General features: G+C 71.2%; 17 protein-coding genes. 6 read left to right on the forward strand and 11 right to left on the reverse strand.

Translation table 11 applies throughout. The features are described from left to right. Window positions 1–101 precede the first annotated feature (101 nt). The 4 genes from AB0B68_RS31145 to AB0B68_RS31160 form a co-directional block, all read right to left on the reverse strand. A complete protein-coding gene (locus AB0B68_RS31145; RefSeq protein ID WP_355009123.1) occupies window positions 102–1,301 on the reverse strand; it encodes an RtcB family protein in 1,200 nt (399 codons plus the stop codon). 128 nt (window positions 1,302–1,429) lie between these two features. After that, window positions 1,430–1,555 carry a hypothetical protein gene (locus tag AB0B68_RS31150; RefSeq protein WP_357204657.1) on the reverse strand — a complete coding sequence of 42 codons (126 nt, stop codon included), beginning with the start codon at window positions 1,553–1,555 and terminating at the stop codon, window positions 1,430–1,432. Window positions 1,556–1,638: 83 nt separating this feature from the next. Beyond that, window positions 1,639–3,636 carry a translation factor GTPase family protein gene (locus AB0B68_RS31155; protein ID WP_357264515.1) on the reverse strand — a complete coding sequence of 666 codons (1,998 nt, stop codon included), beginning with the start codon at window positions 3,634–3,636 and terminating at the stop codon, window positions 1,639–1,641. Between the two features lie 441 nt (window positions 3,637–4,077). Next, complete coding sequence (locus tag AB0B68_RS31160) at window positions 4,078–5,385, reverse strand: RICIN domain-containing protein (protein ID WP_357264518.1); 1,308 nt, start codon at window positions 5,383–5,385, stop codon at window positions 4,078–4,080. A 157-nt stretch (window positions 5,386–5,542) separates the two neighbouring features. Here AB0B68_RS31160 and AB0B68_RS31165 point away from each other — a divergent pair, with 157 nt between their 5' ends. After that, complete coding sequence (locus AB0B68_RS31165) at window positions 5,543–6,730, forward strand: spore photoproduct lyase family protein (protein ID WP_357264522.1); 1,188 nt, start codon at window positions 5,543–5,545, stop codon at window positions 6,728–6,730. 2 nt (window positions 6,731–6,732) lie between these two features. On the opposite strand, the gene AB0B68_RS31170 is transcribed toward AB0B68_RS31165, so the two are convergent. Continuing rightward, window positions 6,733–7,563 carry a M15 family metallopeptidase gene (locus AB0B68_RS31170; protein ID WP_357264525.1) on the reverse strand — a complete coding sequence of 277 codons (831 nt, stop codon included), beginning with the start codon at window positions 7,561–7,563 and terminating at the stop codon, window positions 6,733–6,735. Window positions 7,564–7,654: 91 nt separating this feature from the next. After that, entirely contained in the window at window positions 7,655–8,263 is a 609-nt protein-coding gene (locus tag AB0B68_RS31175; RefSeq protein ID WP_357204647.1) for a TetR/AcrR family transcriptional regulator, read from the reverse strand. Between the two features lie 186 nt (window positions 8,264–8,449). Here AB0B68_RS31175 and AB0B68_RS31180 point away from each other — a divergent pair, with 186 nt between their 5' ends. From AB0B68_RS31180 to AB0B68_RS31195, 4 genes are all read left to right on the forward strand, one after another. Next, entirely contained in the window at window positions 8,450–8,986 is a 537-nt protein-coding gene (locus AB0B68_RS31180; protein WP_357204645.1) for a hypothetical protein, read from the forward strand. Between the two features lie 284 nt (window positions 8,987–9,270). Next, window positions 9,271–9,615, forward strand: a complete 345-nt coding sequence (locus tag AB0B68_RS31185) for a hypothetical protein (RefSeq protein ID WP_357204643.1) — start codon at window positions 9,271–9,273, stop codon at window positions 9,613–9,615. Then, window positions 9,612–11,078, forward strand: coding sequence for a hypothetical protein (locus AB0B68_RS31190; RefSeq protein ID WP_357264528.1), 1,467 nt, complete (start codon window positions 9,612–9,614; stop codon window positions 11,076–11,078). The genes AB0B68_RS31185 and AB0B68_RS31190 overlap by 4 nt, the downstream gene beginning before the upstream one ends. Before the next feature lie 332 nt (window positions 11,079–11,410). Further along, window positions 11,411–12,448 carry a LacI family DNA-binding transcriptional regulator gene (locus AB0B68_RS31195; protein WP_350864793.1) on the forward strand — a complete coding sequence of 346 codons (1,038 nt, stop codon included), beginning with the start codon at window positions 11,411–11,413 and terminating at the stop codon, window positions 12,446–12,448. A 135-nt stretch (window positions 12,449–12,583) separates the two neighbouring features. Here AB0B68_RS31195 and AB0B68_RS31200 read toward each other — a convergent pair whose 3' ends face one another. From AB0B68_RS31200 to AB0B68_RS31210, 3 genes are all read right to left on the reverse strand, one after another. Next, window positions 12,584–13,432, reverse strand: coding sequence for a peptidylprolyl isomerase (locus tag AB0B68_RS31200; protein WP_357264530.1), 849 nt, complete (start codon window positions 13,430–13,432; stop codon window positions 12,584–12,586). 70 nt (window positions 13,433–13,502) lie between these two features. Next, the gene (locus tag AB0B68_RS31205) at window positions 13,503–14,711 is read right to left on the reverse strand and encodes a D-alanyl-D-alanine carboxypeptidase (RefSeq protein WP_357264534.1); all 1,209 of its coding nucleotides are present in this window, start codon (window positions 14,709–14,711) and stop codon (window positions 13,503–13,505) included. A gap of 47 nt (window positions 14,712–14,758) precedes the next feature. Continuing rightward, the gene (locus AB0B68_RS31210) at window positions 14,759–15,487 is read right to left on the reverse strand and encodes a MerR family transcriptional regulator (RefSeq protein WP_357264536.1); all 729 of its coding nucleotides are present in this window, start codon (window positions 15,485–15,487) and stop codon (window positions 14,759–14,761) included. A 166-nt stretch (window positions 15,488–15,653) separates the two neighbouring features. On the opposite strand from AB0B68_RS31210, the gene AB0B68_RS31215 reads away from it, so the two are divergent. Next, window positions 15,654–17,948 (forward strand): excinuclease ABC subunit UvrA, encoded by a 2,295-nt coding sequence (locus AB0B68_RS31215; protein WP_357264539.1) that lies wholly within the window; start codon window positions 15,654–15,656, stop codon window positions 17,946–17,948. A 122-nt stretch (window positions 17,949–18,070) separates the two neighbouring features. Here AB0B68_RS31215 and AB0B68_RS31220 read toward each other — a convergent pair whose 3' ends face one another. Together AB0B68_RS31220 and AB0B68_RS31225 are read right to left on the reverse strand one after the other, a co-directional pair. Beyond that, complete coding sequence (locus tag AB0B68_RS31220; protein WP_357264541.1) at window positions 18,071–18,490, reverse strand: protein-tyrosine phosphatase family protein; 420 nt, start codon at window positions 18,488–18,490, stop codon at window positions 18,071–18,073. 1,085 nt (window positions 18,491–19,575) lie between these two features. Further along, complete coding sequence (locus AB0B68_RS31225; protein ID WP_357264544.1) at window positions 19,576–20,142, reverse strand: hypothetical protein; 567 nt, start codon at window positions 20,140–20,142, stop codon at window positions 19,576–19,578. Window positions 20,143–20,698 lie beyond the last annotated feature (556 nt).

Genomic DNA, 20,698 nt, shown 5'->3' on the forward strand with positions numbered 1-20,698 from the left:
TGGGGGCGCCGGCCCCGCCCCCCCCCCCCCAGGGGGGGGTGTTCTAGGGGGCCGCCCGCGGGGGGGGGGGGGGGCGCCCCCCCCCCCCCCCCCCCGGCACGTCAGCCCTTCACGCAGACCACCTGCTTGAGGTGCGCGACCACCTCGACCAGGTCCTCCTGCTGGGCCATCACCTCGGTGATGTCCTTGTACGCGCCGGGGATCTCGTCGACCACCCCGGCGTCCTTGCGGCACTCCACCCCGGCGGTCTGCGCGGCCAGGTCCTCCGTGCTGAACGTCCGCTTGGCCTGCGCCCGGGACATCCGACGCCCCGCCCCGTGCGACGCCGAGCAGTACGCGTCCGGGTTCCCCCGCCCTCGCACGATGTACGACCCGGTGCCCATCGACCCGGGGATGATGCCCAGGTCACCCCGGCCGGCCCGGATGGCGCCCTTGCGGGTCACCAGCACGTCCACTCCGTCGTAGCTCTCCTCCGAGACGTAGTTGTGGTGGCAGCTGATGGGCTCGTCGTAGCCGACCTGCGGGAAGTGCTCGCGCACCACACCGCAGAGCAGGGCCAGCATGACCGCCCGGTTCCGCCGCGCGTACTCCTGCGCCCACCAGAGATCCCGCCGGTACGCGTCCATCTCCGGGGTTCCGGCGAGGAACACGGCCAGGTCCCGGTCCGGAAGGTCGACGTTGTGCGGAAGCCTTCGGGCCACCCCGATGTGCCGCTCGGCCAGCTCCTTGCCGATGTTGCGGGACCCGGAGTGCAGCATCAGCCAGACCCGCCCCTCGTCGGCGCCGCCCTGCTCCAGGCAGACCTCGATGAAGTGGTTGCCCCCGCCGAGCGTGCCGATCTGCCGCTGCGCCCGCGTCTCCAGCTGCGCCACCCGCCGGTCCAGGCCGGCGAACCGACCCCAGAAGTCGTCCCAGCCGGCCTGCTCCAGGCCCCGGATCCGACGGGTGTCGACCGAGTCCGTGCGCTGGGCGAAGCCGACCGGGATGGTGGCCTCGATCGCGGAGCGCAGCCCGGCCAGGTCGTCCGGCAGGTCGGCGGCGGTCAGCGAGGTACGCACCGCGGACATCCCGCAGCCGATGTCGACGCCGACCGCGGCCGGCGAGACGGCCTGCCGCATCGCGATCACCGAGCCGACCGTGGCGCCCTTGCCGAAGTGCACGTCGGGCATGACGGCGACACCCTGCACCCAGGGCAGCGCGCCGATGTTGCGCAGCTGCTTGGCGGCCTGCGGCTCGATGGCGTACGGGTCGGTCCAGACCCGGACCGGTGCCCGGGTACCGGCGAGGGGGGTGAATCCCATAGTGGTCTCCTTCTGTCGCGCGGCGACCGTTAATGATCATATTTGGCGGCCAGCGGTGGTGCGCGGATACGAAAGGGCCGCCCGATCCCGGTGGGGATGGGCGGCCGGCGGACGCGTCAGCGTCGGCGTCAGTCGCGCCACCCCGGCTCGTTGCGCCGCGCTGGGCGGTAGGCACGGGCGTTGGCGGTGAGCGGCAAAGGGGTGCCGGCGGGGAGCAGACACCAGCGGGCGTCGGTGCGGACACGTCGCGACATGGCGTACTCCCTCCGGGTTGCTCGGTTGACGGTGCACCGACGACAGTAGGAGGGCTGCCGCGCGTCCGCAATGGATATCGACGCTACCGGCCGCCGACCCGGCGCGCGACCGCCAGCAGATACTCCTTGCGATCCAGCGGATTGTTGTCCCAGCGGGCCCGGACGGGGGCGGGGCCACGCACCGGCCGGTAGCAGTCGAACTCGGTCTCCAGCACGCCCTCGCCCCGGGTCAGCGCAGGCAGGCGACGCTCCAGCGCATGCACCAGACCGGCCGGGATCTCACCCTGCACCAGGTAGGACGCGCCCTGCCCGGTGGCCTCGGTCGGCACCGCGTCCAGCCGGGTGAGCGCGGGCAGCAGCGTGCCGAGGACGTCACCCGGCACCTCCAGCCGGAAGCGGTGTACCGGCTCGTGGACGCGGGTGCCGGCACGAGCGAGTGCGGCCATCAGCACCAACGGGGTGAGATTGCGGAAGTCCCCCGCCGTGCTGGACATGCTCTTGTCGAAGGTGCCGTGGGAATGGCTCTGCCGCGCCCAGTAACCGGCGTGAGTCATCGTCACCTCGCAGTCGGGGACCTCCCACCCGTGAAGGCCCTGGCGCAGGGTTCGGCGGACGGTCTCCTTCACGGCGGTGAAGAAGGCCGGTGGCATCGAACCCAACTCGACGCCGAGCCGAAACGTCACGCCGGCACCGGTCGGCGCCGGCGCGATCCGCAGCCCGACGGTGGCCAGGAACGGGTTGGGCGCCACCGCGATCACCTCCACCGCCCCAGCGACGCCGCACACCCGCTCCACGTGCACCGTGCTGGTTTCCCGGAACGTCACCCCCAGGCCGAAGTCGTCGGCAAGGGTGGCCTGGATGACCTCCTTCTGCACCTCGCCGTAGAGCGACACGGCGATCTCGTGCTGCCGGTCGTCCTGCCGCAGGTTGATGAGCGGGTCCTGCTCAGCGAGCTGGATCAGCGCGGCGTGCAGCGCGACCCGGTCTGCGGGGCGCGTCGGCACCACCACGGTCTCCAGGGTGGGTGGCGCGAAGTGGCGGTCGGTGCCGGCACGTTCGGGTGGCACGCCCACCGGGTCGCCGATCCGAGCGCGCCTGAGGCCCCACAACCGGGCGATGTGACCGGCTTCGACCGCCGACGCCACCACGTCGGCCCCTTGGGCGACGACTCGGACGGCAGTGACCAGTTCAGCGTCGACAGCGCCGACGCGGACCCGGTCGCGAACCCGGATCGTGCCGGCGAAGAGCCGGACCACTGCGATCTTCTCTCCGGCTGGACCCCGTTCGATGGCGAACACGGTGCCGGAGACCGGGGCGTCGGCGTCACCCTGGACGGTGGGCAACAGCTCGGTGATCCCGGCGATCAGCGCGTGCACCCCGGCACCTGTGATCGCCGAGCCGGCGTACACGGGCTGCACCAGCGCGCGGCTGGTCCGCGTCGCCAACGCAGCGCGTAGCCGTGAGTACGGCAGCGCGGACGTGTCCGCCACCCAGTCGGCGAGCAGCACGTCGTCCTGGCCGGTGAGTAGGTTGAGCAGCCGGTCGCTGAAGGCGAGGTCGGTGGGCCCGTACGTCGTGCAGTGGGCGCTGCGGGTCCCCGGCATCGCCACCGCGCCCATCGCCACGACGCTCGGCGTGAGCTTCTCCGCGACCGCCTGGAAGACCCGGTCGGGGTCTGCCCCGGCCCGGTCGACCTTGTTGATGAAGATCAGCGTCGGGATGCGCAGCCGGCGCAGAGTTCGCATCAGCACCCGGGTCTGCGGCTGCACCCCCTCCACCGCGGAGATCACCAGCACCGCGCCGTCGAGCACACCAAGCACCCGCTCGACCTCGGCGATGAAGTCCGGGTGACCGGGCGTGTCGATCAGGTTGACTGTCACGTCGTCCAGCACGAAGGAGACGACAGCCGAGCGGATGGTGATCCCGCGTTGCCGTTCCAGTGCCAGGGTGTCGGTCTGGGTGCTGCCCGCGTCGACACGGCCGAGCTGGTCGGTCATACCGACGTCGTGCAACAGCCGCTCGGTCAGGCTGGTCTTACCGGCATCGACGTGAGCCAGGATGCCGAGGTTCAGGGTTTTCACGCAGCGTCAGGTCCTTCAGGTAGGCGACAGATCCCTTCTGGTCGGACATCGACGCAGCGCGCATTGGTGCTCCCTGGAGGTTGGTGGCGGTTTCGGGTAGTTCAGCAGGCCGTCGTCGGGTCGGGCAACCGAATAACCGGCGCTCTCACACCCCGTACGCGGTCGGAGGAGAGCTCGCGGGCGTTGGCCAAGCTGGAGCAGTCGTTGCTGTCCCGGCCTGTTGGAGGCGATCGACGAGCGGGCCTGCCTGCTGCACACCGGCGGCGAGTCGCTGGGGAACCTCGCCGCCTTCCTCGACAGGCCCTGGCTGTCGACTTCGACGTGCTCGACCCACCGGAGCTGCGTGCCGTCGTCCGGGACGTCGCGGCCCGGTTCACGCGTGCCGTCGGGTCCGCGCCGGGGCGAGTCGCGGTTCACCCCGGCGCGGACGTGGCGGTGGAGCTATGACTGCGGCACCAGCCGGAAGGACTGCGCCGCGGTGCCGTTGCAGGCGTACTGGATGAGCTGGACGCTGTCCGCCGTGGACGCTCCCGGCACGTCGAGACACTTGCCGCTGGAGCGGTTGACCAGGCGGTAGTAGCCGCCGCCCTCGGGCTCGGCCCGCCACTGCTGGTTGTTGCCGCCGCTGTAGGACCAGAGCTGGATGGGTGCGGAGTCGGCTGTCGACCGGTCGGTCACGTCGATCACCTGGGCGCTGTTGTTGCGGTTGTTGACCCGCAGGTACCCGCCGCTGGTCGGCACGAACTGGTACTGCTGCGCGGTGCTGCTGTTGCACGCGTACTGCTGGATGGCCGTGCCGTTCGCGCTGGCCGCGGCCCGCGCGTCCACACACTTGCCGTTGCCCCGGTTGACAACCGTGTGCCAGGCGGTCGGCGAGATGCCGTCGGACGGCGGGGGCGTGGTCGGCGGGACGGTACCGACACCGGCCAGCCAGTGCAGTCCGTCGATCAGCAACTGGTTCTGCTGCGCGCTGTCGAAGGTGGACGACAGCCCGGTGTTGGTGTTGTAGTTCATCGCGTTGTGCCCGAAGTTGGCGTAGAGCATCTTGTACTGCCGGTTGCTCCAGACGAGCGGGTAGTAGCCGCCGTACCAGGACTGGTTGGGGTCCGTGCCGACCGGGAAGCTGGACGGGTCGACCGAGGCGAGGATGTCGATGTTGGGGTTCTGCCGCAGGTCGTTGCTCCAGGAGTACCACTCGCTGATCGACGACGGGAACGTCGCCGGGAGGTTCCGGGTGGCGGCGTGGGTGCGGTTGTCGGCGCGCATCGTGACCCGGGTGGGTCCCCAGGTGTTCGTCTGGAACGAGCCGGTGCCGAGGAAGGTGTTGTAGTACCAGCTCCAGCTCGACGGGTTGGTGGTGAACGCGCTGACGTGGAAGCCCAGCCATCCCCCGCCGTTCTGCACGTACTGCTGGAACGCGGCGCGTTGCGCGGCGGGCGGCGCGTCGTCGAGGAACATGACGACCTTGTACTGGGCCAGGTTGGAGGTGTTCAGCAGGCTCCAGTTGTTGGTGGCCTCCCAGGAGAAACCGTGCTGGGCGGCGGCCTGCGGGAACCAGGCGCGGGCGTCCTTGACGAAGTCGATGTGCGCGGCGTCCCAGGTGCCGTTGTAGAAGGCCAGGACCTTGAACGTCGGCGCGGCCTGCGCGCTTCGCGTGGCGCTGACCGCGACACCGGCGGTCAGGGCGACGACCAGGGCGACGAACAGCGACAGGATTCGTCTGGTGCGGGAGGAGAGTTCTGCGATCACCTGATCGTCCCTTCGGTGGGGACGCGCGCCGCCGCGTCGAGGTACATCTGTTCACAAGGTTTACAGATAGACGAAAGGTTATTCCTCTGACCTGATCGCGTCAATCGCCGATCGCCCGAACGGGTGGGATTCCTGCGGCAGCGGGTACTCCGGCCCGGTGACCAGCCCGGACGGCGTCGACGTCGACCAGCCGCTCGCCGTGGACGTGCCCGCCGCGCCGCACGACGCCAGTGGCGAACGCGTGCCGACCCGCGACCTCGCCGGCCTCGCGCCGCCGACCCGGTCGGCGCGCCGCTGGACCCCGAGCCGGGTGGTGGCCACCCCCGCCGCGCTCGACCACCCGCACGGCCAACGGATCGTCGAACGGGTGCGGGCACTCGGGATCGACGTGGAACATCTGCGCGCCAACCGGCTCACCGGGGTACGCGGGCAGACCGACCGGGAGACCTACGCCCGGGCCAAGTCGACGATGGCGATAGTGGTGAGCCCACCCTCGCGGCGCGTGCTGCAACCCATCGCGCCCAGCGCCGACTGGCGGGTCGACCTGGCCGAGGGCTGCCCGGCGCACTGCCAGTACTGCTACCTCGCCGGATCCCTGTCCGGCCCGCCGGTGACCCGGGTGTACGCGGACCTCGACGACATCCTCAACGGGCTGGCCGCGTACGCCGGGCGCGGCACGGTGACCAGCCGCAACGCGCGGCGCGCCGACGAGGGCACCACCTTCGAGGCGTCCTGCTACACCGACCCGCTCGCCCTGGAGCACCTGACCGGCAGTTGGCGGCGCGCGGTGCAGCACTTCGCCGACTGGGACGCCCCCGTGCAACTGCGCTGGACCACCAAGTACGCCGACGTGGACACCTTCGTCGGGCTGCCGCACGCCGGTCGGACCCGGGTCCGCTTCAGCGTCAACTGCGCCCCGGTAAGCGTTCGGTTCGAGGGCGGCACCGCCCGGGTGCCGGACCGGTTGGCCGCGCTGCGCCGGCTCGCCCTCGACGGTTACCCGGTCGGGCTGACCATCGCGCCGATCATCGCGCTGCCGCACTGGCGGGAAAGCTACGGCGAACTGCTCGACCAGGTCCGCGCGGCGGTCGACGGGGTGCCCGACCTGGACCTGACCGCCGAGCTGATCACCCACCGGTTCACGCCGGGCAGCAAGGAGGTGCTGCTCGGCTGGTACCCGCGCACCCGGCTGGAGATGGACGAGGAGTCCCGCACCCGCAAGCACGGCAAGTTCGGCGCGGTGAAGTACGTCTACCCGCGTGAGCAGATGACCGAGCTGCGCGACTGGTTCACCGCCGAACTCACCGCCCGCGTGCCGGCCTGCCGGATCCTCTACTGGACCTGACGTCAGCCGACCGAGGAGCGGGCGACCGGGGCGGCGAAGAAGGTGTCCGGGTACGGCTCGTCGCTCAGACTGTAGTGCCACCACTCACGGTCGTAGTTGACGAACCCGGCGTCGGTCATCAGCCGCTGCAACAACCGACGGTTGTCCCGCGCCGTCCCGGTGATGCGGGGGTCGGCAGTGTGCGCCCGCGGGTCGAAACAGTCGAAGCCCGTACCCATGTCGATGCTGTTGTCGGCGAAGCGCTGCCCGCGCGGCGCGGTGCAGGCGACCAGTGGTTGCCCGACCCGGTACGGAGGTTGGCTGGCGGCGGGCTCGTCGACAAGGGTCAGGTCCAGGGTGCTGCCGCGGCTGTGCGCGGTGGGCGCACCGATGTATCCGTCGGCGAAGAGCCGGTTCTTGGCCAGGTCCGGGTAGAACTCGGCCTTGGTCTGTTGCTCGTCGGGGCGCTTCGACCAGGCGACGAAGTCGTCCACCGCCGGTTGCGGGCGGTAGCAGTCGTACACCTTGAGGCCGTGCCCACCGGTCAGCGCGGTGTCCTGTACGCGGCGCAGAGCCTCGGCCGCCTGCCGGGTGAGCAGGCACAGCGGCTCGCGGTAGCCGGTGATCGGTCGGCCGACGAAGTTGTGCGGCGTGGCGTAGCGGATGTCGGCCTGGATACGGGGGTCGAGGTCGGTCAGCACCACGAACCCGGGCAGCCGCTCGGCGGGGCTCGGCGACGGGGTGGGGCTCACCGACGTCGGCTGCGGCGCGGCCGGCACGGGCCGAGGCTCCGACCGCGAGCAGCCGCCCAGCAGCACGGCGAACGCGAGCACGACGGCGACGCGGGTAGGCACCGGTCCTGTCTATCAGCCCCGGCCGGGCCCCGCGCCGGATCGGCCGTCGACCGGTTCGGCCACGCCCGCCGGACGAGCCGGCTCGACCAGGTCAACGGACCAGCAGCGCGTCCTGCATACGTTCGGACAGCCAGTCGCTGAACGAGTCTTCCGTCCAGCCGCAGCGCAGCACCAACGCGTCATAGTGCGCCGGGTCGTTGAAGATCCACAGAGCGTCGATCGCCCGCTCGACGTCGGAGCCTTGGCGCAGCGGACCGAGCGATCGAACCCGGTCGACCACCATCCGAGCGCCCGCGCGACGGTTGCGCAGCAGCGTCTCCCACACGTCGGCGACCTCAGCCGTCTCGTCTGCCGCCCGCCGAACGGTCTCGAAGATCCGCGCCGCGCGCCTGCCGATCAGGGTGCACACGCCGGCGTACGCGTGCAGGACGTCGGCCTGCGTGTCCGCCTCGAAGACCGGTTGAAACCAGGGTCGTTGGGCGACAGGTACCGGCTCGTCGTCGCCGGCGAGCGCCTCGTCGAGGACCTGTCGTAGCAGCGCCGCCTTCGACCCGAACGTGGCGAACACCGTCGGGCGCGCGACGCCCGCGGCGACCGCCACGTCAGCCAGCGAGGTGCCGGCGTAACCACGTGCGGCGAACAAGTCGGCGGCCGCGCCGACCACCGCCCGCCGGGTACGCCGCGCACTCTCCTCACGCACCGCGGACCGGTAGCGCCGAGTCGGCTTTTCGTCCTTGACATCACCCATGGCTTCGCCATACTAGCAACATATTCGCAAGACACTGACTAGTGAATAGACGGCATCTATCGTCACGCCGCCGCTCGGCACGGCATCGAACTGCCACGACCACCCCCAGCACTGAATGAATCGACAGGAGGCCAGCACATGACGGACGGACAGGTTCGAGGGCGGGGTCGGTGGTCGATGTGCGTCGCCGCAGTTGTGCTCAGCGGCCTGACGGCCTGCGGGTCCACACGGGCGAACCAGCCGGCCACGGCGGGCGCCGACCCGTCCCGCTCGGTCGGTGCGGCGGGGATCGAGGCGAAGCCGGTCGACGCCTGCGCGTTGCTGTCCATCGACGAGGTCACGCAGGTGATCGGGGCCACGGGCGACAGTGGCCCGCAGGCAGGCAGCACCGGCGACGGTGGCAGCTCCTGCGCCTGGGAGAACCCGGACACCTACCACTCGATCACCATCGAGATCGGCAGCCCCGGCACCGCCGTCGGCGGCAACCTGCCGACCGAATCCGCGTACGGACAGACCGAAGCAGGCTCCGATGGCATCCGCTTCGCCTCGGGCGGCATCGCCGAGTTCTCCCTGCGGGACCGCGCCTGTGAGATCCAGGTCGTCACCAGGGTCACCGACAACACCGACCGGTCCACAGCGGTTCGGCTGGTCGGCCTGGTCCGCGACCGCGCATGAGATCCGGCGCAGACAGTCCGATGAGCAGTGTCCACGCAGCTTCAGCCACCGGAGACGAGGACTGCGGCCGATCAGAGGAGGAGGTACCTGTGCGACGACTACCAATGCTCACGCTAGGCCTGTTGCTAATGGTGTCGGCGGGGTGCAGTGCCGCATCCGACCCGGCGGCGGACGGACGTCGCGATGAAGGAGAACGCCTGCAACCCTCTGTCGACGCACCGGCCAGCACCGGTGACCACGGTGACGTCACCGCGACCCCGGCACGGGCAGCCGACCCTTGCGCGTTGGTGCCGAAAGCCGCCGCCGAACGCCTGGCCGGAACACTCCTGGAGGACCCGGTCGCAGCCCCGGAGTCCTGCACCTACACCGGCCCGATCAGCGGACCCGTCGCCCAGGTCGAGGTCTACGCCGGCGCTGGGGCCAAGAAGATCCTCGACATCGACCGCGACCTCGGCCATGAACTGAAAGCCGTCGCCGGCGTCGGTGACGAGGCGTACATCGAGGATGGCGCGGTATTCGTCAACGTCGACGACACCTGGGTCGCCATCCGGCTGGTGAGCCTGGCCGACCCGGCCGCTTCCCAGCAGGCGCTGGCGAACCTGGCTCGGGACGTGGTGACCCGGTTGTGAATCCCACGACGCGGCGAACCCGTACGGTCATCGCTGCCGCGAGCGTCCTGCCCGTCCTGCTCGCCCTGACAGCATGCCGGGGCGCGAAGCCGAGCACGCCTGGCGCCGCCGGCGATGATCTGCGCTACGGGGCCGCGCCCGCCCCACACCCGGACGTGACCCTCCATCCGGACGTCGTCATCGTGTCCGGCGGCAGTGGCGTGGTGCGTTCGGTCACCGACGGGGGCCTGACCTGGCGACTCGACCCCGACGCCGGCAACGCCGACCGGCTGGCACCAGGCAAGGTCATGTTCGTCACCGGGCGCGGGGTGGGGCGGGTGGTCGACGCCCGGCGTGACGACCGGGACCTCGCGGTCACCATCGGCCCCGTGGACATCACCGACGTGATCCAGGACGGCGAATTCACGTCCGAACAGCCCGTCTCCCTGGCCGAGGCGGCCGCCTACCAGTTCGACGACACCTTCTGGGCCTCACCGAGCACCGAAGCGCGATCCGAACCGGCGGCGACAGCGCCCCTGGGCCGCGCGCCAGCCGTGACCGGCAACGCGCTGACACGTACCGGCCTCCGGTCGAGCACCGCCGCCGCGCCGGCCACCACGGGCGCGCTGGACGTCGAGGGTCTCTGCTGCGCAGACGGGGTCGGCGCCCGCTTCTCCTACCGTCACAGTGGGCTCAACCTCTCCGGCACCATCGCCTTCGTGATGAAGCAGCCCACGGCCAAGTTCCACCTGGTGATCGACGGGTCCACGGTCACCGTGGCCGAGTTGCGGATCCACGGCGCGGCCGGGGTCCGGATCCAGGTCGACGCCACCACCACAACCGGCCAGAACGTCCATCCAGTCGCCTTCGTCCCGGTCAACTTCAGCGTGCCTATCGAATCCATACTGGGCATTCCGCTCTCCGCGACCGTTCGGCAGTCGATCGGCATCCGCACCGGTTTCAGCGCCGGGCACACGACGATCAGGGCCTCCGGTGAGTACTCGCTCGGCGGCACCATGGGTTTCGGCTACGCCGACGGCAGGTTCGGCGCACGCTGGCCCGGCGGTCTGCAGGTGAAACGCAACCTCGTCGACTCCGTCGACGGCACTTCGGTGGGGGCGAACGCACTGCTCATCGACTACGACGTGAAGTTCTTCGTCGGCCTCGGCGCGGTGGTCTTCAGCGCCGGACTCTACGCCGGGCTCACCACCACGATGGGGATCACCCGAGGCTCGAGCATCGGTTTCGGTGGCCTGCAGGGCCTCGCCAACCGCGAGGGCTGCAACCGCGCCGACCTCACCATCAACGCGAGGTACGGCATCGGCTACACCATCCCGGCCCTGGTCGCCAAGGTGATCAACTTCTTCCTGAAAATCTTCAACGCCAAACCCATCGCCGCCGAGGGCGGGATCCCCAACCCGCCGCCAGTCGTCAACCTGGTCAACAAGCACTGGGTCACGAACCGGCCGGTGTGTCAGCACTGAGATCGCCCCAACGACGAGGACCCGGCCGCCCGGCGTCGCTTCTCGCAGCAGGGGTCTCATCAGGCTCCGTGCACGAACCGTGGTTGAGCCCTGAGAGCCCTTTCCCGGTGGCGGAAAGCCGGCCGACACGGAACTGCCGCGGGCCAGCGCGGCGAAAGGTAGCCGAAATATATCCGGAATACTTCCGTAACTCCGCCGAGCGCCGGAACCAACCGGGCATGTCGTCAACCCCCATCGGTGAGGCAAGATGGCGCGAGGAACGGTGCACGCCGTTCCGGGACACACGGTGGCGACGGCATGCTGTCGCTTCCGGAGCGGTGAAGGAGACGCGGGTGGGCGCGGACGACGGACGCAGGGTGACCATCACCGCGATCGCACGGGAGGCCGGAGTCTCGGTGCCGACCGTGTCACGGGTGCTCAACGGACGCTCCGATGTGGCCCCGGACACCCGGGAGCGGGTCGAGGAGTTGTTGCGCCACCACGGCTACCGGCGTCGCACCAGCCGCAGCGTTCGCCGCGCCGGACTCGTCGACCTGGTCTTCAACGACCTGGACAGCCCCTGGGCCGTGGAGATCATTCGCGGCGTGGAGGACGTCGGGCACGGCGCGGGTGTCGGCACCGTGGTCTCCGCGATCCACCGGCAGCCCACAGCGGCCCGGCAGTGGTTGCAGAACCTGCGCACCCGGGCCACCGACGGCGTCATCTTCGTGACCTCGCACCTGAGCCCGCCGCTGCACGCGCAACTGCGTCGCCTCAACGTGCCGGTGGTGGTCGTGGACCCGGCCGGCGTACCGGCCATGGACGTGCCCACGATCGGCGCCACCAACTGGGCCGGCGGGCTCGCCGCGACCGAACATCTCCTCGCGATCGGGCACCGGCGCATCGGTTTCGTGGCCGGGCCGACGCACCTGCTGTGCAGCCGGGCCCGGCTCGACGGTTACCGCGCCGGGCTGGAGGCCGCCGGGGTGCCGGTGGACGACGCGCTGATCTACCCGGGCGACTTCTACCACGCCTCCGGTTTCGCCGGCGGGACCGCGCTGCTCGACCTCGCCGACCCGCCGACCGGCATCTTCGCCTCCAGCGACCAGATGGCCTTCGGCGTCTACGAGGCCATCCGGCGGCGCGGGCTGCGCGTGCCGGACGACGTGAGCGTGGTGGGGTTCGACGACCTGCCGGAAGCCCGCTGGGCCTCACCGCCGCTGACCACCGTGCGCCAACCGTTGGTCGAGATGGGACGGTTGGCTGCCCGGACCGTGCTGCGCCTGGCCCAGGGCGAGGGCATCGACTCGCCCCGGGTGGAACTCGCCACCGAGTTGGTCGTTCGGGACAGCACCGCCGCCCCGCTGACCGGGTCGCCCGCCTCGGCGTGACGGCCTGACCTGCGCCGGAAACCGGTTGGACCGGTTCCGGTTTGTCTCCGAAAATTCCGGCGAGGTCGCCCTTGACCGGGAGCCACCCGCGGTCGGCGCGGTGAGCGACCGACGGTCACCCACCGCGCCGCACTGTCAGTGGTGGTGGTGCCAGCGGACGGCCTTGCGGATGGTCACCGGCAGTGCGGGCGCGCCGTCGACCGGTGCCGGGTCCTCGGCGGTCGGTGCCACTCCCCCGGCGGCGATCCGGTCCAGCGTGGCCAGGCCCGCCCCGTCGACCTCGCCGAAGATCGTGTAGTTGGGGCGCAACGCGGAGTTGGCGTAGACCAGGAAGAACTGGCTGCCGTTGGTGTCCGGCCCGGCGTTGGCCATGGCCAGCACGCCACGGGCGTACACCCGGCGCTCGCCGGTCGGGTCGGTGGGCGCGGGCGGCAGGTCGGTCGGCAACTCGTCGCGGTACCGGTAGCCCGGGCCGCCCTCACCGGTGCCGGACGGGTCACCGCACTGCAGCACGCTCAGCGTCGGGTACGCGGTGAGCCGGTGGCACGGGGTGCGGTCGTAGAACCGCTTGCTCGCCAGGTGCAGGAAGCTCTGCACCGTGCACGGCGCTGCGGCCCGGTCCAGTGTCAACCCGATGGGCCCGTGGTTGGTCGCCAGGGTCACCCGGACGCTGCCCCGGGCCGGGGTGCGTCGCGGGTCCGGCGGCAGCGGCACCGGCCGGGCCGCGGGTTCGTCCGGGGTCTCGGTGTACGCGCACGGGCCGTGGGTGGTGCGCGGCGGTCGGGTGGCGGCGTCGGCAGCGGCGGGCGGCCCGGCGGAGACGCGCACCGGGTCGGCCGACGGGCCCGGGGCGGCGAGCGCCGTGGCGGACGAGCCGACGACCAGCGCCCCGGCGAGCACTGTCACCCCCGCGAGGCGGGTCAGGGCGCGCACCGGTCGGCGGGGTGCCGCCACTGCGGGGCGCGGTTCGAGTTCACTCGACACAGGGATCCTCCTGGACTGGTGGAGCCAGAAAGACCGGAGTCTATGGACGGCAGCGCCTGATGTCGATCCGTCAGGGCATCCGACGGCGACGCCGCCACAGCACGCCGCCCATCAACGCCACCACCGTCGCGCCGCTGACCGCGATCACCGACCAGAGCCACCCCGAGCCGGTAGGCGCGGGTCCGCTGGCCGCCGCCGGTCGGGGCGCGCCGGGTGCCGCCAGCGCGGACGGCGCCGCCGACGGGGTGGCGGTCAGCTCGCCGGGCTCGACCAGTCGACCCACGGCGGCGTCCCGCGGCAGCGTGAAGCCCCAGTCCAGGAGGGCCGCGCCCTGCTCCCAGCCGCGCACCGGTGCCGATTCGGCGCCCAGCAGGGTCACCACCAGCCGCCGCCCGCCGCGTTCCGCCGCCCCCACGTAGGTGTGCCGGGCCAGGTCGGTGAAGCCGGTCTTGCCGCCAAGCGCCCCCGGGTACCGGTAGATGAGCTGGTTCTCGTTCTGGATCTCGAAGCCCTTGGTGCGTTGCGCCGGCTGAACCGGAATCGACGCCTGCTCGGTCAGCGCGTACCGACGGAAGTTCGGCTCCGCGAAGCAGGCACGGGCGATCAGCGCCAGGTCGTACGCGCTGGTGAACTGCCCCTTGCCGTCCAGCCCGGACGGGGTGACCGCGTGCGTCTGGAGCGCGCCGAGGTGGTGGGCCTGCTCGTTCATGGCGCGTACGCCGGCGGCGCTGTCGGTGCCGCTGCCGAGTCGCGCGAGGGCGTTGGCGGCCTCGTTGCCGGAGTTGAGCAGCAACCCGAGCCAGATGGTCTCGATGGTGTACCGGCCGCCCGCGACCAGGCCCACGGCCGACGAGCCGGGTTCGATGTTCATGTCCGCGTCGGTGACGGTGACAATCTGCTTCGGGTCGAGCCTGGGCAGCATCGTGGCCGCCAGCAGGAGCTTCTGCACGCTCGCCGGTGTGCCGTACTCGTGGGGGCCGCAGCCGCCGAGCACCTGGCCGCTGTCCAGGTCGGCGACCAGCCACGAGGTGGCGGTGACCCTCGGCGGCGCGGCGGCGCCGGACGGCACGACCAGGCCGGCCGTGTCCAGCGCCGCGCCGCCGATCATCCGTTGCTCGGGCACGGCGGGCGGGGGCGACGGCCGGGGTGGGCGGGACGCCGCCGGCACCGGGACCCGGGGGCAGCGCACCGTCGGCGCGGCGGACGCTCCCGTCGCACCGACCGGCAGTGGAGCGAGCAGGACGGCGGACGTCGTGGCCGCCAGCAGCGCAGCTCTCATGTGCCCGACCCTAGTCAGGAGGATCGCCCGGCGGGACGGGATGCCGGTCAACTCGCGTCGCCGCGAGTGCGCAGGTAGTCGTGCAGGGCGGCGCTGCCCCGCAGGCGACGCAGGCTGCGGTTGTGCAGCTCCTGCTCGCGGCGGCCCAGCTCGGCGCGGACCCGCTGGGCGCTGCCGGTGGTCCGCAGCTCGCCCAGCACCGCGGCGATGATCTCGAACGGGTACGCACCCCGGCGCAGCAACGCGATGACCTGCGCCGCGCGTAGCTCGGCCTCGTCGTACACCCGGTAGTTGGTCCCCGGGGTGCGGCCCGGCCGCAGCAGCTCGCGCTCCTCCCACAGCCGCAGCTGCGAGGTCCGGACCCCGACCAGGGCGGCGACCTCGCCGATGCGGGCGCCGTGGCGTGGTGCGGATCGGGTCGCCGGTGGGCTGGCCAGCACGGTCTCGAAGGCGCCGAGCACCCGGCGAATCTCGGCGCGTTCCCGGTCCAGCTCGGCATGGCCGCCGTCGAGCGCCGCCAGGGCCGCCGGCAGGTCACCAGCGTGCACCGCGGCCATGATCTCCCGGGTACGGCTCCAACCGTGCCCCTCGGCCAACCGCCGCGCCACTGTCAGCGCCCGGGCGTGCTCGGTCGTGAAGATCCGGTAGCCGCTGGCGGTGCGCCGCACCGGCGGCAGCACCCCCAACTCGACGTAGTTGCGCACCTGCTGCACCGAGATCCCGACGGTGGCCGCCAGGTCCACGGCGCGCAGCCGATCCTGCGAGGCGACGTCCACGCGAGCCACCGTACCGCTTACGACGTGATTTGAGACTTTCCCGCACGTAGCGCCGCTGCCAGCGCTCAAACTTCGTCCGAACTGTCTACATGGGGATGAATGAGACAATGGAACCCGCCAGTGCCCGGCGGGGCAAAGTCCCGCCACGACTCCGTGAAGGGTTCGCATGTCGCAGCCAGCATGGTCCGCCGCCGACAGCCACGACATGATCGAGGTACGCGGGGCGCGGGAGAACAACCTCGCCGACGTCTCGGTCGACATCCCCAAACGCCGGTTGACCGTCTTTACCGGCGTCTCCGGGTCGGGCAAGTCGTCGCTGGTCTTCGGCACCATCGCCGCCGAGTCCCAGCGCATGATCAACGAGACCTACAGCGCGTTCCTCCAGTCCTTCATGCCGAACCTCAACCGGCCGGACGTCGACTCGCTCCGCAACCTCAGCGCGGCCATCGTCGTCGACCAGGAGCGGATGGGGGTCAACTCCCGCTCCACCGTCGGCACCGCCACCGACGCGTACGCCATGCTGCGGATCCTCTTCAGCCGGCTCGGTCAACCGTCCATCGGCGGCGCCGGGGCGTTCAGCTTCAACCTGCCCGAGGGCATGTGCCCCACCTGCGAAGGGCTGGGCCGGGTCTCCGACCTCGACATCAACGAGCTGGTCGACGTCGAGCGCTCCCTCAACGACGGCGCGATCACAGTGCCCAACTTCGCTGTCGACTCCTGGTACTGGCAGACCATCGTCGGCTCCGGCCTGTTCGACCCGGACGTCAAACTCCAGGACTTCACCCCGCAACAGTGGGAGGACTTCCTGCACAAGCCGGCCACCAAGATCAAGGTGGGTAGCAACAACTGGACGTACGAGGGGCTGGCGGTCAAGGTCAAGCGGCTCCTCCTGGCCAAGGACCGCGAGTCGATGCAACCGCACATCCGCGCCTTCGTCGACCGGGCGGTCACCTTCACCAGCTGCGGCGACTGCGGCGGCACCCGACTCAACGCGGCCGCCCTGTCGTCACGGATCGCCGGGCGCACCATCGCCGACTGCTCCGCCATGCAGATCAGCGACCTGGCAGCGTTCGTCCGCACCGTCGACGACCCGGGGGCCGCGCCACTCGTCGCCAACCTCCGCGACCTGCTGGACTCCCTGGTCGAGATCGGTCTGGGCTACCTCAGCCTGGACCGCGAGTCGGCGACCCTCTCCGGCGGCGAGGCGCAACGGGTGAAAATGGTCCGGCACCTCGGCTCCAGCCTCTCCGACGTCACCTACGTCTTCGACGAACCCACCGTCGGCCTGCACCCACACGACATCGCCCGGATGAACGACCTGCTGCTGCGGCTGCGCGACAAGGGCAACACCGTGCTGGTGGTGGAACACAAACCGGAGACCATCGCCATCGCCGACCACGTGGTCGACCTCGGCCCGGGCGCCGGCACCGACGGTGGCCGGATCTGCTTCACCGGAGACATCCCCGGCCTTCGCCGCTCCGACACGCTCACCGGCCGACACCTGGACCACCGGGTGACAGTGCGTCCCGACGTACGCCAACCCACCGGGCAGCTCGCCATCCGCCAGGCCGACCTGCACAACCTGCACGACGTGGACGTGGACATCCCGCTCGGGGTCCTCACAGTGGTCACCGGCGTGGCCGGCTCCGGCAAGAGTTCACTGATCCACGGCTCCCTGCGCGGTCGGTCCGGGGTCGTCATCGTCGACCAGTCCCCGATCCGCGGCTCACGACGCAGCAACCCCGCCACCTACAGCGGGCTGCTCGACCCGATCCGCACCGCCTTCGCCAAGGCCAACGGGGTCAAGGCCGCGCTGTTCAGCGCCAACTCCGAGGGCGCCTGCCCGAACTGCAAGGGAATCGGCCTCATCTACACCGACCTGGCGATGATGGCCGGCGTCGCGAGCGTCTGCGAACGGTGCGAGGGGCGGCGCTTCACCGACACGGTGCTCACGTACACACTGCGCGGCAAGAACATCCACGAGGTCCTTACCATGTCCGTCACCGAGGCGTACGCCTTCTTCCCCAGCGGGGCGGCGCACCTCGTCCTCGGCCGGTTGGTCGACGTCGGGCTGGGCTACCTCAGCCTCGGCCAGCCGCTGACCACCCTGTCCGGCGGGGAGCGGCAACGGCTCAAGCTCGCCATCCACCTGGCCGAGAAGACCACCACGTACGTCCTCGACGAGCCGACCACGGGCCTGCACCTGGCCGACGTGGACCAACTGCTGGCCCTGCTCGACCGGATGGTCGACGCCGGCAACACGGTGATCGTCATCGAGCACCACCAGGCGGTCATGGCACACGCCGACTGGCTCATCGACCTCGGCCCCGGCGCCGGCCACGACGGCGGCCGCATCGTCTTCACCGGCACACCGGCCGAGCTGGTCGCCACCGGCGACACCCTCACCGCCAAGCACCTGCGCGAGTACGTCAACGACCCGGCGGTGATCGGCCAGAGCTGACGCCGGTGCCCCGGCCCCCGGCCGGCGCACAGCGGCGACGGGTCCCGGCACGAGCGGCGGCGGTCCGGCGGGCCGGCGATGCCAGTGGCGGCGGGCCGGCGGGCGGCGCTCTCGCGGCGGCGTCAGGTGACGCGGCGCAGCCAGCGCCGCTGCCAGGGGGTTTCCACCGCCTTCGGGTGGTAACCGGCCCGCACCCACGGCACCGCCCGCTCGACCGGCAGACCGTCGAGGATCGCCAGCGCGGCCAGGGCCGTCCCGGTGCGACCCAACCCACCCCGGCAGGCCACCTCGACACGTTCACCGTCGTGGGCCCGTCGCAGCGCTTCCCGTAGGACGTCGAGGGCTTCGGCGCGGTCGAGCGGCACCCAGAAATCGGGCCAACGGATCCGCCGGTACGGCCAGGCGGGCTCCGGACCAGGTGCCAGCAGCACGGCGAAGTCGGCGGCCGAGGTCGCGGCAGCGATGCGGCGACCGCGCACCGTCGCCCCACTGGGGAGTACGAGTACGCCCGACTGCTCGGACCACGACTGTGCACCACTCACCCGGACATTGTGCCGCGACGATCTGACAGGTGAGCACAGACAGCGCCGCCCCCGGCTGGTGGGCCGGGGGCGGCGCTGATGTCGGTGTGCAGGTCGCCTCTCGGCGAGTGGCACGACGCGGCTCCAGCCGAACGGTATTCCGCGAGGGCGATATTAGGTGAGGCCCGGGGACACTGAGTCACACCGACACCCGCCACAACCAGCCCGCCACCGCCGTTGTTCCCGCACCCCGCCTCACCCACCCACCCGATCGCCGCCCGCCCGGCCGGACCGCCGCCCGGCCATGGCTCCGCCCCGCGATGGTGCCGCCCCCGCCGTGCTGCCCTCGTGCCTTAGCGCCGCGGCCGCTCCGCTCCCGCCGCACCGCCGGCCGGCGTTAGGCGGGCGGCCGGCTGGTCGGCGCGGGCGGGGCGTGCGGCGCGGGCGGGCGGCGCGGGCGGCGCGGGCGGGGCGTGCGCGGGCAGGGCGGTTGGGGCGGGCCGCGCAGGCGGGAGCATCAACCCGCGCTGGCCGACTGGCAGACCTGTCGGCTGTCGATGGTGGCGGTGCCGGCCACCACTCCGTACCACCGGTGGTGGCCGGTGGTCGGCGGGCGGTCTCAACGCCTCGCCGCTGCGCCGGACCGTTCTGCCGCGGGGTTCCATCGCCGCACGCTGGTCGTCTCACGACCGCGCCACCCGCCGTCGTGCCGCGCGCTTCGGCCACAATCCTTGAGATCTTGGACAGTTTCCGTTCGCACGTGACGGAAAGTGTCCAAGATCCGCGGGCGGATGCGGGTTGGATCTCGCTATCCACATCCCGCGAGGGCTTCGGCACCGCGGGATCCATTTCTAGGTCCAACCGCCGACCCCGAACGCCCGTGGCCGGCAGTCAGCGACCGGCGGCTGGCGTCGGGGGTCGGGCTAACCGGCGGCCGGCGACCGGCGACCGGCGACTGCTAACGACCGGAGGTCAGCGCATGGCCCCGGTGCACCGACCAGGCGGGCTGGATGAACCACAATGGCCCACAACAGAAATGCCGCTGGCCGGCACCCCGGTGTTGCGGGTGCCGGCCAGCGGCTGATGCTGTCGTGCGGTGGTGCGGGTCAGCTGTTCCAGTGCTGGGCGACCAGGTCGGTGGCCTGCTGTTCCCACTGGGCGTAGGCGTCCGGGTAGGCCGACACCTGCACGGTCTGCGCGGCGTCGGTCAGCGCCATGTCCTGCCACCCGTCAACCTGCTTCAGACCCTTCAGGAACGCCGTCGTGGAGTACTCGGGGTTGGTGATCTGCTCGGGTGTGCCCCAACCGCTGGTCGGGCGCTGCTGGAACAGGCCCAGCGAGTCGTGGTCATTCTTCTCGCCGAGGTGGCCGAGGTTCTCCAGCTTGGACTCCTGCAGGCTCGTCGCGATCGAGATGACCGCGGCCCGCTCCGGCAGACCAGCCTTCTTCGTCGCGGCGATGATCGCCTTCACGTTGGCGGTCTGCTCGTCGTTGAGGCTGATGTGGGACTGGTCGCCCTGCGGCTTCGGCGCGGCGGACTGGACGGCCACCGCGACGGGCTTGGCGTCCACGGCCGGGCTGGCGGCGTGGGCGGCGATCGGACCGGCGAACACACCACCGGCGAACGCGAGACCAGCAACAGACAACATGCTCTTACGAATGATCGTGTTCATGGGGGTAGCTCCTTCGGGGGTAGAACACCCACACCGTCAAAGGGGGGGACGGCGGTGAAGGTGTGAGCACCTCGTCCGGCGCTGCACTTCACAAAGGGAAAAAAGTCTGGGGGGGTGACGCCTGGTCGGGCGTCAGGGTCGGCGGCCTGGCGAGCGGGGGCTCGTGGCGCCGGGTCTGTGTGTAACGACCGGGGGGCCGGGGTCATTCCGGGGTCGGCCCATCCATCGGCACCCTCATCGCGGCGGTGCCCGTTCGGTCGTTCGTGCGGACTGCAACGACCGGGTGGTGGCTGGCATTCCAACCCGGGTGACCAGGCCGGAGGCCGGCGGTGGTGCTGCGATCGTCAGGGTATGTAACGACCCCGGCCCGGCCATGATTCCGGCCCGCGAGTGCACCCGGCCACACCCAGATACAGACAAACAACCCACACGGCACCGGGCTCCACGCCATCGGACCAGCCCTCTCCGGGTGATCCACTCGGGTTCACGGAAGGCGGGGCATCCCGGACGCCCGGACACCCCGACATCAGGAAGCCCGAGTCGATCAGGAACGCAC

Origin of the sequence: Micromonospora sp. NPDC049049 (assembly GCF_040649115.1) — a bacterium.
Taxonomy (GTDB): domain Bacteria; phylum Actinomycetota; class Actinomycetes; order Mycobacteriales; family Micromonosporaceae; genus Micromonospora.